This is a genomic window from Flammeovirga sp. SubArs3, assembly GCF_947387565.1.
GTDB classification, from domain to species: Bacteria; Bacteroidota; Bacteroidia; order Cytophagales; family Flammeovirgaceae; genus Flammeovirga; species Flammeovirga agarivorans.
The window spans coordinates 81,720-103,165 of sequence record NZ_CANDOA010000015.1 but is presented as its reverse complement, the minus strand read 5'-3'; the positions used below and the strand labels follow the sequence as shown (position 1 = coordinate 103,165).

At 36.0% G+C, this 21,446-nt stretch carries 10 protein-coding genes; 1 reads left to right on the top strand and 9 read right to left on the bottom strand.

Annotated elements, in window-relative coordinates:
• Positions 1 to 53 precede the first annotated feature (53 nt).
• From QL232_RS25815 to QL232_RS25795, 5 genes are all read right to left on the bottom strand, one after another.
• On the bottom strand, positions 54 to 1,595 hold the full coding sequence (locus tag QL232_RS25815; protein ID WP_281616322.1) for a PKD domain-containing protein: 1,542 nt from the start codon (positions 1,593 to 1,595) through the stop codon (positions 54 to 56).
• 171 nt (positions 1,596 to 1,766) lie between these two features.
• On the bottom strand, positions 1,767 to 3,311 hold the full coding sequence (locus QL232_RS25810) for a RagB/SusD family nutrient uptake outer membrane protein (RefSeq protein ID WP_168885534.1): 1,545 nt from the start codon (positions 3,309 to 3,311) through the stop codon (positions 1,767 to 1,769).
• Between the two features lie 15 nt (positions 3,312 to 3,326).
• The gene (locus tag QL232_RS25805) at positions 3,327 to 6,413 is read right to left on the bottom strand and encodes a TonB-dependent receptor (protein WP_281616321.1); all 3,087 of its coding nucleotides are present in this window, start codon (positions 6,411 to 6,413) and stop codon (positions 3,327 to 3,329) included.
• A 527-nt stretch (positions 6,414 to 6,940) separates the two neighbouring features.
• Positions 6,941 to 8,572 (bottom strand): glycoside hydrolase family 43 protein, encoded by a 1,632-nt coding sequence (locus QL232_RS25800; RefSeq protein ID WP_281616320.1) that lies wholly within the window; start codon positions 8,570 to 8,572, stop codon positions 6,941 to 6,943.
• A 9-nt stretch (positions 8,573 to 8,581) separates the two neighbouring features.
• Entirely contained in the window at positions 8,582 to 10,480 is a 1,899-nt protein-coding gene (locus tag QL232_RS25795) for a sugar porter family MFS transporter (RefSeq protein ID WP_281616319.1), read from the bottom strand.
• A 306-nt stretch (positions 10,481 to 10,786) separates the two neighbouring features.
• Here QL232_RS25795 and QL232_RS25790 point away from each other — a divergent pair, with 306 nt between their 5' ends.
• The gene (locus QL232_RS25790; RefSeq protein WP_281616318.1) at positions 10,787 to 13,651 is read left to right on the top strand and encodes a triple tyrosine motif-containing protein; all 2,865 of its coding nucleotides are present in this window, start codon (positions 10,787 to 10,789) and stop codon (positions 13,649 to 13,651) included.
• 66 nt (positions 13,652 to 13,717) lie between these two features.
• Here QL232_RS25790 and QL232_RS25785 read toward each other — a convergent pair whose 3' ends face one another.
• The 4 genes from QL232_RS25785 to rpoC all read right to left on the bottom strand — a co-directional run bounded on the left by QL232_RS25785 (position 13,718) and on the right by rpoC (position 21,433).
• Positions 13,718 to 15,109 carry an NAD(P)(+) transhydrogenase (Re/Si-specific) subunit beta gene (locus QL232_RS25785; RefSeq protein WP_168885529.1) on the bottom strand — a complete coding sequence of 464 codons (1,392 nt, stop codon included), beginning with the start codon at positions 15,107 to 15,109 and terminating at the stop codon, positions 13,718 to 13,720.
• Positions 15,110 to 15,140: 31 nt separating this feature from the next.
• On the bottom strand, positions 15,141 to 15,461 hold the full coding sequence (locus tag QL232_RS25780) for an NAD(P) transhydrogenase subunit alpha (protein WP_168885528.1): 321 nt from the start codon (positions 15,459 to 15,461) through the stop codon (positions 15,141 to 15,143).
• Between the two features lie 33 nt (positions 15,462 to 15,494).
• Positions 15,495 to 16,649, bottom strand: coding sequence for an NAD(P) transhydrogenase subunit alpha (locus QL232_RS25775; protein ID WP_281616317.1), 1,155 nt, complete (start codon positions 16,647 to 16,649; stop codon positions 15,495 to 15,497).
• 479 nt (positions 16,650 to 17,128) lie between these two features.
• Complete coding sequence (rpoC, locus tag QL232_RS25770; protein ID WP_168885526.1) at positions 17,129 to 21,433, bottom strand: DNA-directed RNA polymerase subunit beta'; 4,305 nt, start codon at positions 21,431 to 21,433, stop codon at positions 17,129 to 17,131.
• Positions 21,434 to 21,446 lie beyond the last annotated feature (13 nt).

Sequence of the window (21,446 nt, the reverse complement as noted above, 5' to 3'; positions counted from 1 at the left end):
AATCCCCCTTCAATAAAGAAGGGGGATGAAAATAATCTATTTCAACTTTTAAATTAGTTTACAGCATTTTCAACTAATTCGAAATCTTTAATGTAGAAAGTACCTGAACGTTTATGTCCTTCACCACCAATTTGGATAATGATTTTATCATAAGTATCTGACTCTGCAGCATCTTCCCAAACTATAGATTGATCGTTTCTGTTCGTTACTTCTAATCCATCATATGAGAATTCTAATTCTACCCACTCGTCTCTAGTATCATCAGAAACTCGTACAGTAGCCTCAGTATGCCAAGCATTACCACCCATTTTAGTATCATATAATTTCAAGTTCACCATAGAAGCTAGTTTACCTTCAGAGTCTGTCCAATCTTCAGCAGAATCATCAACAGTTTCATAATCATTAGAAGATGGGAAGTAAACTTTTAACTTGAATGTGTTATTTGTAGATAGATCCATTCTGTGGTTTAATGTTACTTGAACATCATCTACAGTACCATTTTTAGTATAAGATAAAACTTGAACACCGTCATCAGTAGGGTCTGCAACAAATGCAGTTACAATATCTGCTTCGTTGATAAATGCAATAGTTTCATCACCAACAGTAGCATCCATAGTTCCATTGAATGAAGCAGAAATTGCTCTGTACTCAAGGTCTTTTACAACTTCTTCTGGAGCTTCTTCAACTACATCTTCTTGAACATAACGTAAGTATCTGTAATTTTTATCTTCTCCATCATTATAGTTTAATACGTTTAAGTATCTAACATATAATTCAGTTTCAGTTAAAGTAACAATCTCATACTTAGTAGGTGTCGCTCCATCAACTTCTTGATAGTAAGCCATGTAACCACCATTTGCAATATTTAAGTACATTTTTCCTTCTTCCTCAGTGATTGAGTAACCATACGAGCTTTCACCACCATAAGTAGCTTGGTAGTCATGGAAAGGTGTTGCTTCACCATCTGTTTGCCAGTTATTAATTTGATGTGTTGCACTAACAGCCATTGTATTTGGCACTACACCAAATGTAAAACGAGATTCCATAGTTTCAGGCATTGCAAAACCTTCACCGTTATTACCATTCCAGTGGTCATACTCAGAGTTCCACCAAACTGCTTCTTCTCCATCTGCTGGACCTACACCATGTGAACCATATGCATTTGATAACTTCCATGTTTTACCTTCACCTGGACCATCATTAACACAACCACCTGTTAGTAATGTATAGTATTCGCTATTACAGATTCCTGAAACATCGATTGTAGTTACAGTTACTGTAGTTTTTAATTGTGCTTGATCAGATGCACTATTTAATGTTACAACAACATCGAAATCACCAGTTTCAACATATGTATGTGTTACTGAAGTTTCACCTGAATTTGCAGTTGAACCATCACCAAAATCAAAAGAGTAAGATAGAACATCTACAGGATTCTCTATAGTAAAAGTTACTTCATAGTCTGCACCTTCAGCTTGAGTGTAAGTTAACGTTCCTGTTGGACCTGTTACTGTTGTTTCATTATCATCACAAGCGCCAAATGCGAAAGCAATGATCCCTAAAATAAGCCAATTAACGAAGTTTAATTTTTTCATTTCAATTCAAAGTTTAATGATTTTCTTGAGCATTCTATGCCCATGTAAAAAGTTTAGGCAGTATGGTGCCAGCATGGTAAAAAATTACCATCGAATGAAAGAAGTAGTTTATATCGACCCCGTTAGGAAAATAAGAATTTCACATTTCGACTAACGGGGAATTATATACTATTAGTTACTAGGGTTCCCTACAATCAAACCATCCGTAAGATCGATTTCTGATTGTGGAATTGGGAACTTCTCGTGTACTCCCTGAACATAACCTTCATTAGCTAGTTCGGTAGTAATTTGCCCTGTTCTTACTTGATCAAAGAAACGGTGACCTTCTAATGCCAACTCTAAACGACGTTCATTATAAACATCCTGTAATGTTGGAGCAGCAATAGCGTCAAGACCTACTCTTGCTCTTACTTCATTTAAGTAAGTTGCAGCATCTCCTTTTCCTGTTTCTAAAGCCAATTCTGAAGCGAATAATAATAAATCCGCATATCTAAACATTCTATAGTTTGAATGACCATTATATCTATTATCACCAAAACCAGCTGTAAGTTCTCTTTGAGGTAAGAAGTACTTCTGAGGAGCAAAACCAGTTGTATTGTACCAATCACTGTCATTGTCTCCAGGTTGAGCTACTCTAATTCTCGGCTCACCTTCATATACTTCTTCACCATCATAGATGATTGTCTGCTCTCTACGAATATCATCGCCTGCATCTCTAAATGCTTGCTCTAATGCAGCAGTAGGTAGGTTAAAGCCCCATCCTTCTCCAATTGCAGAATCGTTACCCGAGTTACCACCAGCTCTTGGAGATTGCATCATATTTTCACCAGCACCTTCACCTTCTCTACTCCAGTTATTGAAGTTTGATGGTTCGTATTGAATTTCGAAAATAGATTCAGAACCATTTTCTTCCTCTAAGCGCCAGATTTGAGTGTAATCTTCCAATAAAGCGTACTCTCCTGTTCCGATTACCTCTTTTGCTAAGTTGTAAGCCTCTTCATAAGTACTTTCATCTTTAGAATAAAGAGCTGCTTTTGCAAAATATGATTTCGCCATACCTGAAGTCGCTCTTCCAAGATAGTTCTCATCATATTGACTTTTCAGTTTCAGTAAAGTACCAGCTTCTTTAAAGTCTTGAAGAATGACATCGTATACTTCACTTTCAGTAGATCTTCCTGTTGTATTCAGGTTTTCGTAGTCTTCTAATGAAGTAAATAAAGGTACACCACCAAACATTTTAGTTAACTGGAAATAGTGCCATCCTCTTAAGAATAGACCTTCACCTCTAATTTGGTTGTAAACTGACTCATCAACAATTGACTTTGCTACCTCAATATTTGAAAGTACTGTATTTGCTCTGAATACACCTGCAAAATGACGTTTCCAAACAGACTCAAATAATGGTTCAGCGGGGTTCCATTGGAATTTCTGAACTAGTGTCATATAGTCTAAGTCAGTTTCAGACAAACCACCTTTATCAGCATCATCTGAAGCGATATCACCAAAGATGAAATAGTTGTAGAACTGAACACCATCAAATCTCCACTGAATAGGATCATAACCTGCAATGACCATCAACTCTAAGTTATCTGGATCAGATACAAAAGTTTCCGTTGTTTCTCTCGCTAATGGTTCTCTATCAAGGAAGTTAGAACACCCTGTAGAAGTAAAACCAATAAGCGTACTTGCTATTAATATTTTATATAGATTTCTCATGTTTATTCGTTCAGATTAGAAGCTAATGTTTACACCTGCTGTATAGATTCTTGGAACTGGATAGTTACCTCTATCAATACTAAAGTCGATAGCACTTTGAGCAGTTGATAAGTTTTGACCAATTTCTGGGTCGAAACCTGTATACTTCGTTAGTGTAAATAAGTTTTGACCTGCGATGTATACTCTAAACTTGTTCACACCAATTTTCTGTGTGATTTCTCTTGGGATCGTATAACCTAATTGTAAGTTTCTTAATCTTAAGAAATCGCCATCTTCTACATAGTAGTCTGAATACAACTTGTTGTTTGCTGTACCTGTAACTCTTGGATGCTCATTTGTCGAACCAGGACCATTCCAACGGTTATCATATGTCAGTTTCATATAGTTTGTATTCGGAGCATTTGAGTTGTACTTGATACCATTGAAAATTTGGTGACCACCCATACCTTGTAAGAAGATTACTAAATCAAATCCTTTATAACCTAGGTTTGTTGTCAAACCGTAAGTATATACCGGAATAGTATTACCAAGAATTTTTCTATCATCAGGAGTAATACTTCCGTCTTCGTTGGCATCAACATAGATTAAATCACCTGCTTTTACATTTGGATTCAATACTGCTCCAGTTGGTTCTTTTTGGTAAACACCTGCAGTTTCGTAACCATAGATAGATCCAATCGAATGACCTTCCGTCGTAATTAGTACATCTTTACCAAAGAATGGTGCAGTGTAGAATGGTGTCTTAGCACCTGTACTTAATACTTCATTTTTATTGTATGAGTAGTTACCTGTAAGGCTATAAGAGAATCCGCTCTTTGTCTCATCAGACCAACCTAATACCAATTCAACACCTGTGTTTTGCACTGAAGCACCGTTTGTCCAAGGGTTTTCAGTAAATCCAGATGAACCTAAGATATCAGCTTGGAAAAGCATATCTAATGTTTTCTTATTGTAGAAATCTACCGAAGTTGATAATCTACTATTAAAGAATGATGCATCAAGACCTACATTCAACTGTTCTGAAGTTTCCCAAATAAGGTTTGTTGTTGGACCAGTAGTAAGTGATGCTCCATCTGCAATAGCACCAGTTCCTGTTGGGTATCTTAAACCATTTGAGATTGTAGAAATCGTAGGGTAGAAACCTAAGTTGTTTGGCATTTTATCGTTGGCAACTTGTCCCCAACCACCTCTAAGCTTAAGATCTTTCACAAAATCTACACCGCTCATGAAGTCTTCATTAGAAATTTTCCAAGCCAATGCGAACGATGGGAATACTCCCCAACGGTTTTCTTCAGTTAATCTTGAAGATCCATCCATACGGAATGAAGCAGTTAATAAATAACGGTCATCATAACCATACATCACACGACCTAAGTAAGACATTATACCTGCATCTTGAGCAAAGTTTCTTGGTGCATTATCTGACTCTTGGTCAACACCTGCATCTAAAAATCTTAAGTATTCAGCATTTGGTAAACCGCTCTTACCACCATTAAAGAATTCATGATACTCATTATATAATGAGAAACCTCCTAGTAAAGTTAAATCATGCTTATTATTCCAATTTCTTTTAAACGTTACTGTATTATCCCAAGTGTAAGAGAAATGTTTCTCCTGACCAATAAATAAGTTTCCAGACTCTCTAGAAAGCTTAAGGTTATTAGTATCTTCAAACTTAGGGTTGAATGTTTTTCTTTCAAGGTAAACTCTGTCCATACCAAACATTGTCTTGAAAGTTAAACCTCTGATTGGTTCTAACTCTGCAAAGAAATTGGCTAGGTAACGATCTACAATAATGTTATCGTTGTTTAATGCTAGTCTACCTACTGGGTTTGTAAACTGGTCTGAGATATTAGACGCACCGTATACTTTTCCTTCGTCATTTTCAGGAGCATAAACAGTGGCCATTGGATCCATACTCAACATGTGCATGATTGGATCTTCATACTCATTATTTTGAGGAATTACTTCTTGATCTGAACGGGTAATTACAATGTTAGAACCTACTGCAAAGATATCTGATACTTGAGATTTAACATTTACTCTACCTGAAAGTCTATTGTAAGCTGAAGGAGCAATAATACCTTTTTGATCAAAGTAGTTAAAACTCATCAAGAACTGTGATTTAGCATTACCACCTGAAGCAGTAAACTGGTAATTTTGGATAGCTGCTTCCGAAGGCTTACTAAATACTTCATCTTGCCAATCTGTACCAGGACTTTGTTTAAAAGCTTGTAATTCATCAAAAGAATATCTTTCACCTCTACCATCATTGATACTTGCTTCATTAATTAAGAAAGCTAATTCGTATTGGTTTGTTAAAGGAATTCTTTTTGCCACTTCCTGTACACCTGCATAAGCATCGAAAGAAATATTTACTTTCCCTTCTTTACCTTTTTTAGTCGTAATAATGATTACACCATTTGCTCCTCTTGAACCATAGATTGCAGTTGCTGATGCATCTTTCAATACATCCATCTTTTCGATATCAGCTGGGTTTAAGAAAGAAATATCTGTTGTTAAAATACCATCAACAACATATAAAGGTGTTGCATCACCAATAGTACCTTGACCTCTAATTGTAATCGTTGATGCAGAACCTGGTGAACCCGAGCTTTGCGATACAGTAACACCAGCTACTTTACCTTGCATTGCCATTTCAGCACTTGGTTCTACGGCTATTGCTAATGCTTCGTTATCAACAGAAGCAACAGAACCTGTAACATCTTTTTTGCTTTGCGTACCATAACCAATTACAACTACCTCTTCCATTTGTTTTACGTCTTCTTCAAGAACAACGTCAATAAATGTTTGAGTACCTATTGTGATTGATTGTTGTTTGTATCCAACAAAAGTAATGCTTAAAACATCTCCTTCATTTGCAGTAATTTTAAAATTACCATCAAAGTCAGTAACTGTACCTTGTGATGTACCTAAAATTGTAACGTTAACCCCAGGTACCGAACCATTATAATCTTTAACTGTACCTTTGATTACTCTCTCCTGTGCTTCGGCAGAGATTGCCAAAAGACCAAAAAGTAAACTCAGAAAATAGAGCTTAGACAGAAAAGAGAAAGGTTTCTTCATTTGTAAATTATTCATAGTATAATTCATTTGCGTCGTTAATCTTTAAGAGTAACATGTGAAGTAAGAAGGACAATTTCATCTCATAAAAAATTGAGAGAGTTAGTAGTGAAATCTTAAAGACAAGTTTTTCATTTCGCTAATGCAATTAAGGAATATTTATACTTGAGATTCAAAAAATGCACTACTTCACGACTACTTCAAGCACTACTCAACTATACTACATGTGTAAAAAGAACACTTCAATCCTTTTATTTCACTCACAGGGCATGTTTTTTTAATATTTTAAGAGACTTTATAGATAATACTCTTAAAAAATCTTTGGATTATTTGTCATTACAAACTCGTCAATCAACTCAAAAACCACTGATAACATGTCCATTAGACCATAAATGCAGTAATGAAGTACTTCAAAATGAACCCGTATTCTCTCAAAAGAGAATAGAATGTAGAAAAACACTTCATTTACCATTAGAAATAAAAAAAACGGTACAAAATGCACCGCCTTTCTACGATTAATTATTAAAATTACTTGATTCAGTAACTCAATGAGTTTCTTCTGTACTTGTTTCTAACTTTTCTTGATACTCCTTATAATGGAAGTAACCAAAAGCAGCTTCTTTTAGCTGTCCAGATAAGTCTTGACAAGTCATTCCTATAAATGATCCAGTGAAAGCAGGACGGTATCTACCAGTCCCATCGTATTGTATATAATCATCAGAAAGAATGGAACCATTTAGCGTTGGTCCAAACTCAATAAAATCTTTATCGTTCAGAGAATAGTAAAACTGAATGTTCTCTCTTTCAAATTTTACTTTTAAGTAAACCGTCTGATCAATTGGAAAAGATGTTTCCTTCACATCCACTTCGTCGTATTGAAATCTATTCGCAGAAATAATCTGTAATTGTTTTGTCTTTCCATTATCATTAGAAGTGAGATATAAATAATGAAAATGCTGAGTATTATAATAACAGACTAACCCTGCCATCTGCTGAAAGTTCTCAGGGGAGTAATCTAATTTCACTGCTGTTTCTACAGCATGAGATTGTACTCTTCTCGCCACCATACTTTGTGTATGATATGATGATAGAGAGCTTCTCCCTTTTATCACTAACTCACCATTTTCAATGTTTACCCAAGACTTATCAAAAGGTTCGCGTAGTGACGCGAAGTGTGGTGATAACTTTTCATTTGTGAAATTTTCTTGGAAAGGTTCTTCATTTGAAAATGTGTAATTCTTTCCAATACCTTCTACTTCCAACCTAGGTGCTTTTGACCCTGAGAATGTTCTCGGCCATTCTCCCTTTTCCCAAATGATTTTCTCTATGGATGTTTCTCTTCCCAGTGTACACTTTCCTCGTTTTGTTAACGGTCGACCTGTAAGAAAGACACAATACCATTCTCCATTTTCCGCTTGGAATAGATCACCATGACCTGATTTCTGAAGTGCATTATCTGGAAAATCTTTTGCTGATACTAATGGATTATTAGGAGCCGTCTCGTATGTTCCAAATAGTTCCTTTGATCGAGCTATACTGACAGCATGATCATATTCCGTTCCTCCTTCTGCAGTAATTAGATAATAATAGCCATCTTTCTTAATTATATGCGGCCCTTCGGTTAAACCCAATTCAGAACCTTCATAGATATGATGCATTTCACCTACTAATTTTTTGCTTTCTACATCATATTCTTGAATTACGATTCCTCCAAAGAATTTTCCTCCTCTATGATCAACGATCATACTTAAAAAATACTTTTTACCATCATCATCATGAAATAATGAACCATCAAAACCGCAAGATGTAAGGAATGACGGCTCACTCCACTCTCCAAAAATATTATCAGTAGTTACCACATAATTTGGGGTATCTTTCCATGGTCCTTCAAAGTTTTTCACATTAGAATACACCAAATAAAATGTTCCTTTATCATAAGATAAACACGGAGCCCAAACACCACATGAATCCGGAACACCTCTTAAATCCAATTGGGATAAACTTTTCAAAGGATGACCTATCAGTTTCCAATTTTTTAAATCCTTCGAATGATGAATCTGAACACCAGGATACCACTCAAATGTTGATGTAGCTATAAAGTAATCATCCCCGACCCTTACAATCGAAGGGTCAGGGTTAAACCCTTTCAAGATAGGGTTTTGTATAATATCTGTCATAATAATTTATTAATGTGCCATTGGAGTAATACCCTCCACCTCATCAGATGATGAACTTATTTGCTCACCAATTAGCTCTTTTTCGATTTCTTCTAATGATTTGCCTTTTGTTTCTTTTACGATCAAAGAAGAGAATAGTAAACAGGCAATCATTCCAAAACCAAATATCATAAAAGTGGTAGATGCACCTAATAGTTCTAGTTCTAACGGGAACATGGTTGCTACCAAGAAGCTTGTTGCTGAGTTTACACCTCCAATAATTGAAATACCTATTCCTCTTAATTTATTCGGTAAGATCTCTGGTAGCATTGCCCACATAACAGGCCCTACAGAAATTGAAAAACCAGAAATAAACCCTAAAATCCCAAGTAATACCCATAAAGCATTAATATGAATACTTGCATTTAAAATCGGCGATTGATAATCTCTTGAGAATACCTTATTGATTGCTGAATTAAATGCTTCCTTATAATCCTTTCCTTTCAATATGTCTTTTCTTGCCTGACTAAAGAATGGAGAAGATGCAGAATTACTCATTTCATTGATTGTTTCATTAAAGAAAAGAGTTTTCATATTCGCCTTTATTTCATCGAAAAAAGCAATTTCGGAACTAAATTCTTGCCCCTTTAAAGTATTCATTGCAGCTGTTAGAATTTCTACTTGAGTCAATTCTCCCAATGTTTGATCAATATTTGTACTTAATTTCTTTACCGTTTTTCCATCTTTCGTAAGGACTAATTCTCCTTCTATCCATTGATAATGATCAAAACCTTCAAAAGAAGGATCTTCAACTTTCGCTTTTTCCATTACAATTTGATGAGATAAACCTGACTTTATGTTATCAATATTCCTTGCATCTAAACTGTAAGTAGCTTCAGAGAAGTAATAACTTGTCATAAACAAAGAAAAACTCATTATCGTAGAACCAATAATTAATAATGGTCTTCTACCTAATCTATCTATCAAAAACATTGATAATACAGTCATTACTACGAATACTAAACCAATAATAATAGACTGCATAAATGCTGCATCCTGCCCCTCACCTGTCATTTCAAAAATCATAGGAGCATAATATAGAATTGCATTAATACCTGATACTTGTTGAAAAACTGCCAGTCCAACACCAATCATCATTACTAACCTGAGCTTTTTACTAAAAAGTTCTTTTCTTAATGCTTTACTATCTAATTGTTTCTTCCCTGATTTGTCTAAAGCAGCTTTTATTTGTTCGAATTCTTTTTGTGCATAATCTTCTCCTCCAATCTTAGACAAGACCGCCTTTGCTTCATCATGACTTGATTGCTGAATGAGCCACCTTGGACTTTCAGGTATTATTAATAACAATAACATATATACCAAAGCAGGAATAGCTCCTACACCTAACATCCATCTCCAATTCAGATCAGGGTCTTCTATCATTTGTAATATATAATAGTTAGAGAAGTAAGCGATAGATAAACCTAAGACAATATTCAATTGATTAAAGGTAACCAACCATCCTCTCTGTTTAGGAGGAGCTATTTCTGATATATACATGGGAGCTACCAAAATGGCTACACCAACTCCTAAACCTGCTATAAATTTGCACAATATAAAGAAATAGATATCGGTAGCTAAAGCAGTTCCTAATGCTCCAACACTAAACAATAATGAAGTTAGTAAAAGGCTTTTCTTTCTCCCGTATTTATCACTAATAAATCCCGCCATCAAGTTTCCTAAAAAACCACCGAGGATAATCATACTACTAGAGATACCTATTAATAAAGGAGTTTCTGCTATATCAAAGGTGTGTTTATAAAAAGGAATAGCCCCTGAATTTACTACCCCATCAAACCCTAAAAGGAAACCTCCTATCGCTACAATAGAAGCAACCATAATAGGATACATGATATTCTTATTTTTCATAGTACTCGACTTAATAATGTTAGTGTCTTTTAAGATAAACTGAGACCAATACTTTAATCTCAATCAACTCACTTCTTTCATGTTCACAATTCGAGTATACAGCTTTAAGTGTATCAAAAACACACAAAAACAAGGAAGAAGTAGTGTTTTTCGAAGGTTGACGTAGTTTTGAAGTACCTTGATTCACACTTGGCGTAAGACATTCTAAAATAAAATATTGATATTGCTAACGTACATCTTACACTAATTAAACAAAGACCAATAATACTTTTTAAGGCTATTCTTGACGACGAAAACAGTTACATTATGATCACTAGGTTATACATTTTACTTCTATTATTATTTAATTTTCTCACTGCATTTTCATCCAATGAGCATTACGGTATTCCTATAGTTAATAGATATTCTGCATCTGAGTATGGTGCTGGTTCTCAGAACTGGGGCATCTCACAAAACGAAGATGGTTTTATTTATATCGCTAACAACTTTGGCCTCTTAGAATTTAATGGAGTGAACTGGAATACCTTTACCATGAATAAAGGGAATAACAATTTAAAGTCTGTACTAGCTATTAATAAAAGAATATATGTCGGAGGACAGCATGAATTTGGGTACTTCGAAAGAAACACAAAACATGAACTGAAGTATGTATCACTACTTCCGCTGATTGATAGTAAAGAAGAGTTTGACGAAATATGGAACATATATTCTGGACGTAATGATAATGAAATCATCTTTTGTTCACACCGAAAAGTCTTTAGGTTTGACGGTTCAAAGATTACGAGTATCACCCCTCCTCAAAATATTTTTTACACCTTTTATATCAATGGAGATTTCATTTCCAGTAGCCCTGAAATTGGATTACTAAATTGGAATAATAAAAGAATCTTACCCCAATATAAAGGCACAAAATTACTTAAAGGTCATATGGTTCGGTCCATTATCAATTTTCCTAATGGCTTGTTGTTAGCATTATCTCATGATGGTAAACTATTAATGAATTCTGGTGATGGTTTTGAACCTTGGGCAACGGACACTTGGGATACTTTTAAAGATGCTAAAATAAATTCTGCTTTATTGTTAAAGGATAATTCTCTAGCGATTGCAACCCAAAATGATGGGGTATATATCTTAGACGAAGAAGGTAAAGTTCAGCTGCATATCAATAAGAAAAATGGGCTCTCTGATATGTCAGTATACCAAATTTTCCAAGATCAAACAGAAAACCTATGGTTAGCACATCGTAATGGTCTATCATATATTGAGATTCATTCTCCTTTTTCATTAATCAATGAGCAAATAGGTATCGATGGTGGTGGATATGCTGCTTCATTTTTTCAAAACACACTCTACCTAGGTACATCAAATGGAGTATTTAAATATGATCCTAAAGGCCCTTTTCTTGAACCAAATTATAATAAAATAAATATAGGACATACCTATAATTTAACGGTAAGTAATGGCTATTTATTCCAAGGTCAACATGAAGGTTTATACGCATTAAAAGACACTAAAAATGATATTGTCACTTCCAATAAGGGAGCATGGAATGCCATATATATTCCAGAAAAAGATGCCTATTTACAAGGAGCTTATGACGGGTTGTTAATTCATCGATTTAAAAATGGCCAATGGAATACACAAAAGCTACAAGGTTTTAATGAGTCTTGCCGATTAATAAAAGTGGATAACTACAATACCATTTGGATGAGTCATGGCTTCAAGGGTGTTTTTCGTCTAAAGATTGATTATTCGACAAATCAGATCACAAAAGCTGATTTTTATGGTAAAGAAAAAGGTTTTTACTCCAATGTTTTGATTAACCTCTTTACCGTAAATAATGAACTGATTTTCTGTGGTGAAAATGGTGTATATACCTACGATCAAAAGAATGATAGGTTTATCATCCATGAATTATATACAAAGCTATTAGGAACGGAAAGAGTTTCTAGTCTTACAAACGATGAAGAAGGAAACCTTTACTTCATTCAAAATAATAAAGTAGGAGCAGTTTATTCTCCAAAATCCAACAGTCCTTACGTAGAGCGTCAACTATTCGAGAGGATCAATAAATACATTTCAGATGACCTTGAAAGTATTATTGTTATTGACCCTTCCAATGTACTTATTACTGCCAAAGAAGGTTTTATCCGTTACAATCCGCGCTTTAAACAAGTAGTTCATAATAATATACCTTTGAGTATTACTCAATTTAGTAGTAGTAATGGTATTGATTACAAAAACGAACTCAATGAAGGAGCTGATATTAAAATCAACTATGCCAATAACGATATTAGTTTTTCCTATGCTACACCTTTCTTTGATGGACTGGAATACAATTCATACCAAACTTTTCTAGAAGGTTTTGATAAACTGCCTAAACCTTGGAATACACAGCCTAATATTTCCTATACCAACTTAAAAGAGGGAGAATATACTTTTCAGGTAACTTCAAAAAATATTTATGGTGAAGTGAGTAAAATGCAGAAAGTCAAATTTACCATTTTGGCACCTTGGTACAGAACTAGTTTTGCCTATCTTATTTATCTTATACTTACAGCTGGATTTGTATTCTTAATCACAAGAATTTCTAAAAAGAGGTATAGTAAAAAGTGGTTAAGTATACTAGGTCAAAAAGAACAGCAAATTGAAGATCAAGATGGCACCATTAAAAAACTTTTGGATGAAAAGCACCACCAAGAAATTGATTTTAAAAATAAAGAACTAGCACTCTCTGCTTTTCATTTATCACAAAGAAATGCATTGCTTACTTCTATAAAAACAGACTTGATTAAAGTATCCACTTCTGCAGAGGATGTTCGTACATCTAAAGAATTACACCATCTTGCTGTTAGAATATCGAAAGAAATTGATGATGAAAAAGATTGGGCTAGATTCAAAGATCACTTCAACCTGATACACTCAGATTTCTTTGAATATTTTAAAGAAAACTATCCACAATTAAGTACACAAGAACTTAAGATTTGTGCTTACATCAAGATGAATATGTCAACAAAAGACATCGCCAATGCACTTAACTTATCTGTTAGAGGCGTTGAAACATCTAGATATAGATTAAGAAAGAAACTGAATTTAGAGAAAGGGGAGAATCTATTAGACTTTATCGCTCAAGTAGAAACACAAGTTGAAATGGATCAATCACAAAATTAATATAAAAAGAAAGCCCTGTACGTATTAGGTACAGGGCTTCACACTTAATTTATTTCATCTGCTTGGTTAAGCATTTGCAATTTCATCTTTTAGTTTATTCAATGAAGCTTTAGCATCACCGAATAACATTTTTGTTCTATCCCCAAAGAATAATGGGTTCTGAACACCAGCATAACCTGTACTCATACCACGCTTAAATACTACTACATTTTTAGCAGTCTCAACGTCTAAGATCGGCATACCGTAGATTGGAGACGAAGTATCATCTTTTGCAGATGGGTTAACAACGTCATTTGCACCAATTACTAAAACAACATCAGTTGAAGGGAATGCATCGTTTGCAGGCTCAAGTTCTAATAACTTGTCATAAGATACATCCGACTCTGCCAATAATACGTTCATATGACCTGGCATACGACCTGCTACTGGGTGAATTGCATATCTTACTTCAACACCTTCCTCTTCTAATACTGATTCAATTTCATGACAAATATGTTGTGCTTGAGCTACAGCTAAACCGTAACCTGGAACGATACATACTCTGTCTGCATATTTTAATTGGATCGCTAAATCCGATACATTTACTTCTTTTACAATCTCTTCACGAGATGATCCAGATCCACCACCTGATGCACCTAAGTTACCTACTAATACGTTAACTAATGAACGGTTCATAGCTTCACACATCATCACAGTAAGAATAATACCTGATGCACCTACAAGGATACCACCAATGATCATAATATTGTTACTGTAGATAAGACCTGCACCAGTTGCTCCAATACCAGTTACTGAGTTTAGTAATGAAATAACTACTGGCATATCTCCTCCACCAATTGGCGTTACGAAAGCAATACCATAGAATAATGATAATCCTAATAAAGCATATACTAAAGGCATGTTCAATTCTGGTTGAGTCATGATCATACCAGCCAAAACGAATACACCAATTAAAGAAGCAATGTTGATTAATTGAGGAGCAGGTAACGAGAAGTTATCTCTTAAAGATCCATTCAATTTACCATAAGCTACTAATGAACCTGTTAACGAAACAGCACCTACAAACATTGCAAAGATGTTTGTTAAAACAGCACCACTCATCATTTCAGTACCAGCAGGTAAGTTATTGAATTCAGCAATACCAATTAACATGGCACAAGCACCACCTAAACCATTGAATAAAGATACCATCTCTGGCATTTTTGTCATGGCTACTTTCTTTGCTGATACCATACCGATACCACCACCTACTAACATTGCTCCTAAAATCCACAGGTAGTTATTATCTCCTGAAGCTTGTGGGGCAAATAAAGATATTACGATAGCCATACCCATACCTAAAGCAGCGACTAAGTTACCTTTACGAGCTGATTCCGGGTGAGACAGACCTTTTAATCCTATAATGAAAACGACTATACTTACTAAGTATAATAAGTCGATGATATTAGAATACTCCATTGTTTTTTAATTTCAGATTTTAGAGTTTAACTTAAGCTTTACGGTCTTTTTTCTTGAACATGTCAAGCATTCTGTTCGTTACAGCAAAACCACCAACTACGTTGATCATAGCTAATGCAATACCGATAAAACCTAATGAAAGAGTTAGGTAATCATCCGCTGATGCCTTACGAATTAGAATAATTGCACCGATAACAACTACACCTGAAATTGCGTTTGCACCCGACATAAGAGGAGTATGCAAAACAGTAGGTACTTTTCCAATAATCTCCATTCCTAAGAATGAAGCAAGTACTAACAATGATAACATTGCTAGAGTATTATCATCTAAAAATTGAATTAATTGTTCCATTGTTTGTGTTTTTTGTTTGTTCAGTAGTAATGATTAAGCTTCTGCAGTTTCTTCAACTTGAGGGGCAGGAACTAAAGCTTGTTGCTTTGCCTCATTACCATAAATCACTTCACCTTTGTATACTATACAGCTTTGAAGAATAATCTCATCACTAAAATCAAAGTTGAAACCTTCTTTTGTCAACATTAATTTAAAGTAATTCTGAACGTTCTTACTGAATAGTACTGAAGCTTGCTCACTGATATCTGCAGCTAGGTTTGAGTTACCAACGATAAATACATCGTGTTTCTTCACCACCTTAGCGTCTTCTGTTAAGGCACAGTTACCACCTGTAGAAGATGCGATATCAACGATTACTGAACCAGGTTTCATGCTTTTCACTGCTTCTTCCGAAATCAGTGTTGGAGCAGGTCTACCTCTTAACTGAGCAGTAGTAATTACAACATCAGCTTTTTCAATTTTCTGATTAATTAATTCTGCTTGTTTCTTTTTATATTCTTCTGATTGCTCTACAGCATAACCACCAGCATTTGTATCATCATTAGCTCCCGCTACTTCAACAAACTTCGCACCCAATGATTGTACTTCTTCTTTAGATGCAGCACGAGTATCAAAAGCCTCTACTTGAGCACCTAAACGTTTAGCAGTTGCAATTGCTTGTAAACCTGCAACACCAGCACCTAAAATCAATACTTTTGAAGGAGGTACAGTACCTGCCGCAGTAGAAAGCATTGGCATATAACGAGGAAGCAATTCTGTTGCTTTCAACACCGCTTTATAACCAGCAATTGAAGCCATAGATGATAATACATCCATAGATTGAGCAATAGTAGTTCTAGGAATCATATCAAAGCTAAATGCTGAGATTCCTTTAGTAGCGTACAATTCACAGATTGATGCGTCTTGAAAAGGCTCGAAAGAAGAGAACAACAACGTTCCTTCACTCAATAGCTCTACTTCTTCTTTAGAAATAGGAGCAAGAGTGATTAAAACATTTGCAGTCTTTAAAATATCCTCTCTAGATTTTTCAGTTGCTCCAACAGCAGTATATGAACTGTCATTAAAATAAGCTGTAGTCCCAGCTCCAATTTCAAAACACACCTCGTGACCTTCAGAAATAAACTTTTTAGCTAATTCTGGAGTAACGGACACACGGTGATCATTTTCTCTTAAAATTCCAAATAGCATACCGATGCGATTTTAAATAGTAATATCTAATAGAACGGAGCAACTTGCCCCACCTTTTATGTTAGTCTGTTTGTTGTAATGAATAATTAAAACATTTGATATGTTTTCCATTCATAGTTTAGCAAATATACAATAAAAATATGAATTTTTTACAATGATAATAATCAACATAGGGTATTTTTGTAAAAGTTTCAAAAATACACTTATTTTATTTACTTTTATTTACCTACTCAAAATGCAACTTTACAAAAATGATCATTCAGTTATAATTCAAACAAGGGTGTAAAACATCGTTTAGAATTATACAAAACAAAAGTTAATAACTCGGCTATCTCTGAGATAGCAATCATCACAATTTGATATATCAAGAATAACCTTACAACTAGATCATTATATGATATATTAGAATAATACAATTAACATAAAAAAAGCCCCTCACCTTTCGGGAGGGGCTTTTTTTTTAAAACCGCTTGCAAATATTAAAGACCTGAGTGCATAGTATGTCTTTCTCTAGAATCAATTAACGCTTCGTATTCTTCTTTAGAACCTACGCGGATTGAATCATAATCACGAAGACCTGTACCAGCAGGGATCAAGTGTCCTACAATTACGTTTTCTTTCAAGCCTACTAATTCGTCACGCTTACCTCTAATAGAAGCTTCACTTAACACTTTAGTTGTCTCTTGGAAAGAGGCAGCTGAAATAAACGATTTCGTATCCAATGACGCTTGAGTAATACCTTGTAACGTTGGTCTTGAAATAGCTGGCTGTGCATCACGAACCTTCATTTCTTTCAAGTCTCTACGCTTCAAGTTCGAGTTCTCATCTCTCATTTCTCTGAATGTGATTAAAGCACCCGCTTTGAATCTTGCAGAATCACCCGCATCAGTAACGATCTTCATGGCTAACACCTTGTCGTTTTCTTCACGGAAAGTAAATTTCTCTACTACTTGACCTGGCAAGAATGTAGTATCACCGTTATCTTCGATAACTACTTTTTGCATCATTTGGCGAACGATCACCTCGATATGCTTATCGTTGATCTTTACACCTTGTAAACGGTATACATCTTGAATCTCATTTACTAGGTACTCCTGAACTGCAGTAGGACCTTTAATTTTCAAGATGTCTGCAGGAGTAATTGCACCATCTGAAAGTGGCATACCCGCTCTCACATAGTCATTCTCTTGCACTAAAATATGTTTCGACAAGTTCACCATGTAACGACGCTTCACACCATCACGTGACTCTACGAATAACTCACGGTTTGCACGTTTTACCGCACCATAAGTAACAATACCGTCGATCTCAGAAACTACAGCTGGAGATGATGGGTTACGCGCTTCGAATAATTCCGTTACACGTGGAAGACCACCAGTAATATCTCGTGATTTACCTGCTGAACGAGGAATCTTCACTAGAATGTCACCTGCTTTCACTTTTTGACCGTCTTCAACAATCAGACGAGCGTCTGTTGGAAGGTTGGACGCTACTGTTTCCCCTTTGTCACCAGCGATGTGGATAATTGGGTTTTTCGTCTTGTCCTTAGTATCAATAATTACTTTCTCCTCGTAGCCAGTCATTTCGTCTGTTTCTACTCGGTAAGTAATATCTCTTTCGATTGATTCGAATTCAGTAACACCATCGTACTGAGCAAGGATTACGGCGTTGAATGGATCCCAGTTAGAGATTACATCACCTTCCTCAACCATATCTCCTTCTTTAACATGAAGATATGAACCATATTGAACGTGAGCGTTGAAAGCTACTTTACCTTCTTCGTCGATTACATTCAATTCGGCAGTACGGGCCATTACTACATCTTTAGGATCTCCGTTCGCATCTTTCGATTTTACAGAACGCATTTCCTCAAATGTTACTTTACCTGCTTTCTTAGACTTTAATGATGCATCAATCGCAATGTTTGATGCCACACCACCGACGTGGAACGTACGTAAAGTAAGCTGTGTACCTGGCTCACCAATTGATTGTGCTGCGATTACACCTACAGATTCACCTTTTCCAGCTACACCGCCAGTTGCAAGGTTTTTACCGTAACATTTCTCACAAACACCTTTACGAGTTTCACAAGTAAGTACTGAACGTACTTCTACTTCTTCGATACCCGCTTCTTCGATAGCCTGAGCAATTTCTGGAGTAATTGAACCCGTTGCAGGAACAATGATTTCACCAGTTTCAGGATGCTCAACATCATTTAGAGATGTACGACCTTCAATTCTATCCGCTAATGCTTCCTTAATTTCGTCGTTTTCTTTTAATGCTGTTACAGTCAATCCACGAAGAGTACCACAATCTACCTCAGTTACTACAACATCTTGTGCAACGTCTACCAAACGACGAGTTAAGTAACCCGCATCGGCTGTTTTCAAGGCTGTATCGGCAAGACCCTTACGAGCACCGTGAGTTGAGATAAAGTACTCAAGAACGTCAAGACCTTCTTTAAAGTTTGAAAGAATTGGGTTCTCAATAATGTTTGCTGCTGAAGCACCACCTAAGTTCTTCTGAGGTTTCGCCATTAGACCCCTCATACCACCTAACTGACGAATCTGCTCTCTTGAACCACGAGCTCCTGAGTGCATCATCATATAGATTGAGTTGAATCCTTGGTTATCCTCTTCCATTTGAGTCATTACTGTAGACGTCAACGTGTTGTTTGTTTTCGTCCAAACGTCAATTACTTGGTTGTAACGTTCGTTATCAGTAATAAGACCCATCATGAAGTTGTTACGGATGATATCTACTTCACCTTTCGCTTCTTCAATTAAGTCTACTTTCTCTTTTGGAATAATGATTTCATCAAGACCGAATGACAAACCACCTTTGTAGGCCATTTGGAAACCTTCATGCTTGATATCATCTAGGAATTGTGCAGCACGTGCCATACCTACGATATCTACCACTTTCGCGATAATTACCTGTAAAGCTTTCTTAGAAAGTAGTTCGTTTACGAAACCTACTTCTTCAGGAACGTGTTGGTTGAATAACACACGACCAGCAACAGTCTCAACAAACTTTTCTTCAAGTTCGTTAGTTTCGTCATTCAATACTTTTGTTTTGACATTGACCCAAGCATGACGAGAGATAGTTCCTTCGTTTAATGCAATGATCACCTCTTCAGAAGAGTAGAACGTCATACCTTCACCTTTTACTACTTCAGTATCGGTTGTACGACGACCTTTTGTCATATAATATAGACCTAATACCATATCCTGAGAAGGTACGGCGATAGGCTTACCATTGGCTGGGTTAAGGATGTTATGCGATGCTAACATCAATAAAGATGCCTCTAATACAGCTTCATGTCCAAGAGGAACGTGAACGGCCATCTGGTCACCATCGAAATCGGCGTTGAAGGCTGTTGTAACTAATGGGTGTAATTGGATTGCTTTACCTTCGATAAGTTTCGGTTGGAAAGCTTGAATACCCAATCTGTGAAGTGTAGGGGCACGGTTTAGAAGTACTGGGTGTCCTTTCAATACATTTTCTAGGATATCCCAAACTACTGGATCTTTACGATCAACGATTTTCTTCGCTGATTTTACCGTTTTTACGATACCACGCTCGATCAACTTACGAATAATGAACGGCTTGAATAATTCAGCTGCCATATTCTTAGGAAGACCACACTCATGAAGTTTAAGCTCTGGACCTACTACAATTACAGAACGACCTGAGTAGTCCACACGCTTACCTAATAAGTTTTGACGGAAACGACCTTGCTTACCTTTCAACATATCTGAAAGTGATTTCAATGGACGGTTACCATCAGAACGAACTGCATTTACTTTACGAGAGTTGTCAAATAATGAATCAACTGCTTCTTGAAGCATACGCTTCTCGTTACGTAAAATTACTTCAGGTGCTTTGATATCGATCAGACGCTTCAGACGATTGTTACGGATGATTACTCTTCTGTATAAATCGTTAAGATCTGATGTTGCGAAACGGCCACCATCTAGAGGTACTAAAGGACGTAACTCTGGTGGAATTACAGGAACCATACGAATTACCATCCACTCTGGGCGGTTTTCGATTCTTGTTCTTGCATCTCTGAATGCCTCAACTACTCTAAGACGCTTTAAAGCTTCCGCCTTACGTTGTTGAGAAGTATCATTATTAGCTTGGTCACGCAATGCTGCGGCCATATCATCCAATTGAGTACGAGCTAATAGCATTTCTAATGCTTCAGCACCCATCTTAGCGATAAATTTATCTGGATGGTCGTCTTCTAATTGTCTGTTTTCGCTAGGAAGTTTATCCATGATATCTAGGTACTCATCCTCAGTAAGGAAGTCCATTTTTGCGATACCATCAGCAGCTTTAATACCTTCTTGGATAACTACATAGCGCTCGTAGTATATGATTTGATCAAGTTTCTTAGTTGGTAAACCTAATAGGTAACCAATCTTGTTCGGTAAAGAACGGAAGTACCAAATGTGTGCTACTGGCACAACTAGTTGGATATGACCCATTCTCTCACGACGAACCTTTTTCTCTGTTACTTCTACACCACAGCGGTCACAAATAATACCCTTATAACGGATACGCTTGTATTTACCACAGTGACATTCCCAGTCTTTTACAGGACCGAAAATTCTTTCACAGAATAAACCACCCATCTCCGGCTTGTACGTACGGTAGTTGATGGTTTCCGGTTGAGTTACTTCACCATGTGAGCTCTCCAAGATTGACTCTGGAGATGCTAAACTCACTGTTACTGAAGTAAAATCGTTGTTGATCTTTTTGTTTTTTCTGAACGCCATTTGCAATTTGCGG

Excerpts from the sequence above, each read along its gene's own strand:
- QL232_RS25815 (WP_281616322.1), bottom strand. The coding sequence starts at position 1,595 with ATGAAAAAATTAAACTTCGTTAATTGGCTTATTTTAGGGATCATTGCT.
- QL232_RS25810 (WP_168885534.1), bottom strand. The coding sequence starts at position 3,311 with ATGAGAAATCTATATAAAATATTAATAGCAAGTACGCTTATTGGTTTT.
- QL232_RS25805 (WP_281616321.1), bottom strand. The coding sequence starts at position 6,413 with ATGAATAATTTACAAATGAAGAAACCTTTCTCTTTTCTGTCTAAGCTC.
- QL232_RS25800 (WP_281616320.1), bottom strand. The coding sequence starts at position 8,572 with ATGACAGATATTATACAAAACCCTATCTTGAAAGGGTTTAACCCTGAC.
- QL232_RS25795 (WP_281616319.1), bottom strand. The coding sequence starts at position 10,480 with ATGAAAAATAAGAATATCATGTATCCTATTATGGTTGCTTCTATTGTA.
- QL232_RS25790 (WP_281616318.1), top strand. The coding sequence starts at position 10,787 with ATGATCACTAGGTTATACATTTTACTTCTATTATTATTTAATTTTCTC.
- QL232_RS25785 (WP_168885529.1), bottom strand. The coding sequence starts at position 15,109 with ATGGAGTATTCTAATATCATCGACTTATTATACTTAGTAAGTATAGTC.
- QL232_RS25780 (WP_168885528.1), bottom strand. The coding sequence starts at position 15,461 with ATGGAACAATTAATTCAATTTTTAGATGATAATACTCTAGCAATGTTA.
- QL232_RS25775 (WP_281616317.1), bottom strand. The coding sequence starts at position 16,649 with ATGCTATTTGGAATTTTAAGAGAAAATGATCACCGTGTGTCCGTTACT.
- rpoC (WP_168885526.1), bottom strand. The coding sequence starts at position 21,433 with ATGGCGTTCAGAAAAAACAAAAAGATCAACAACGATTTTACTTCAGTA.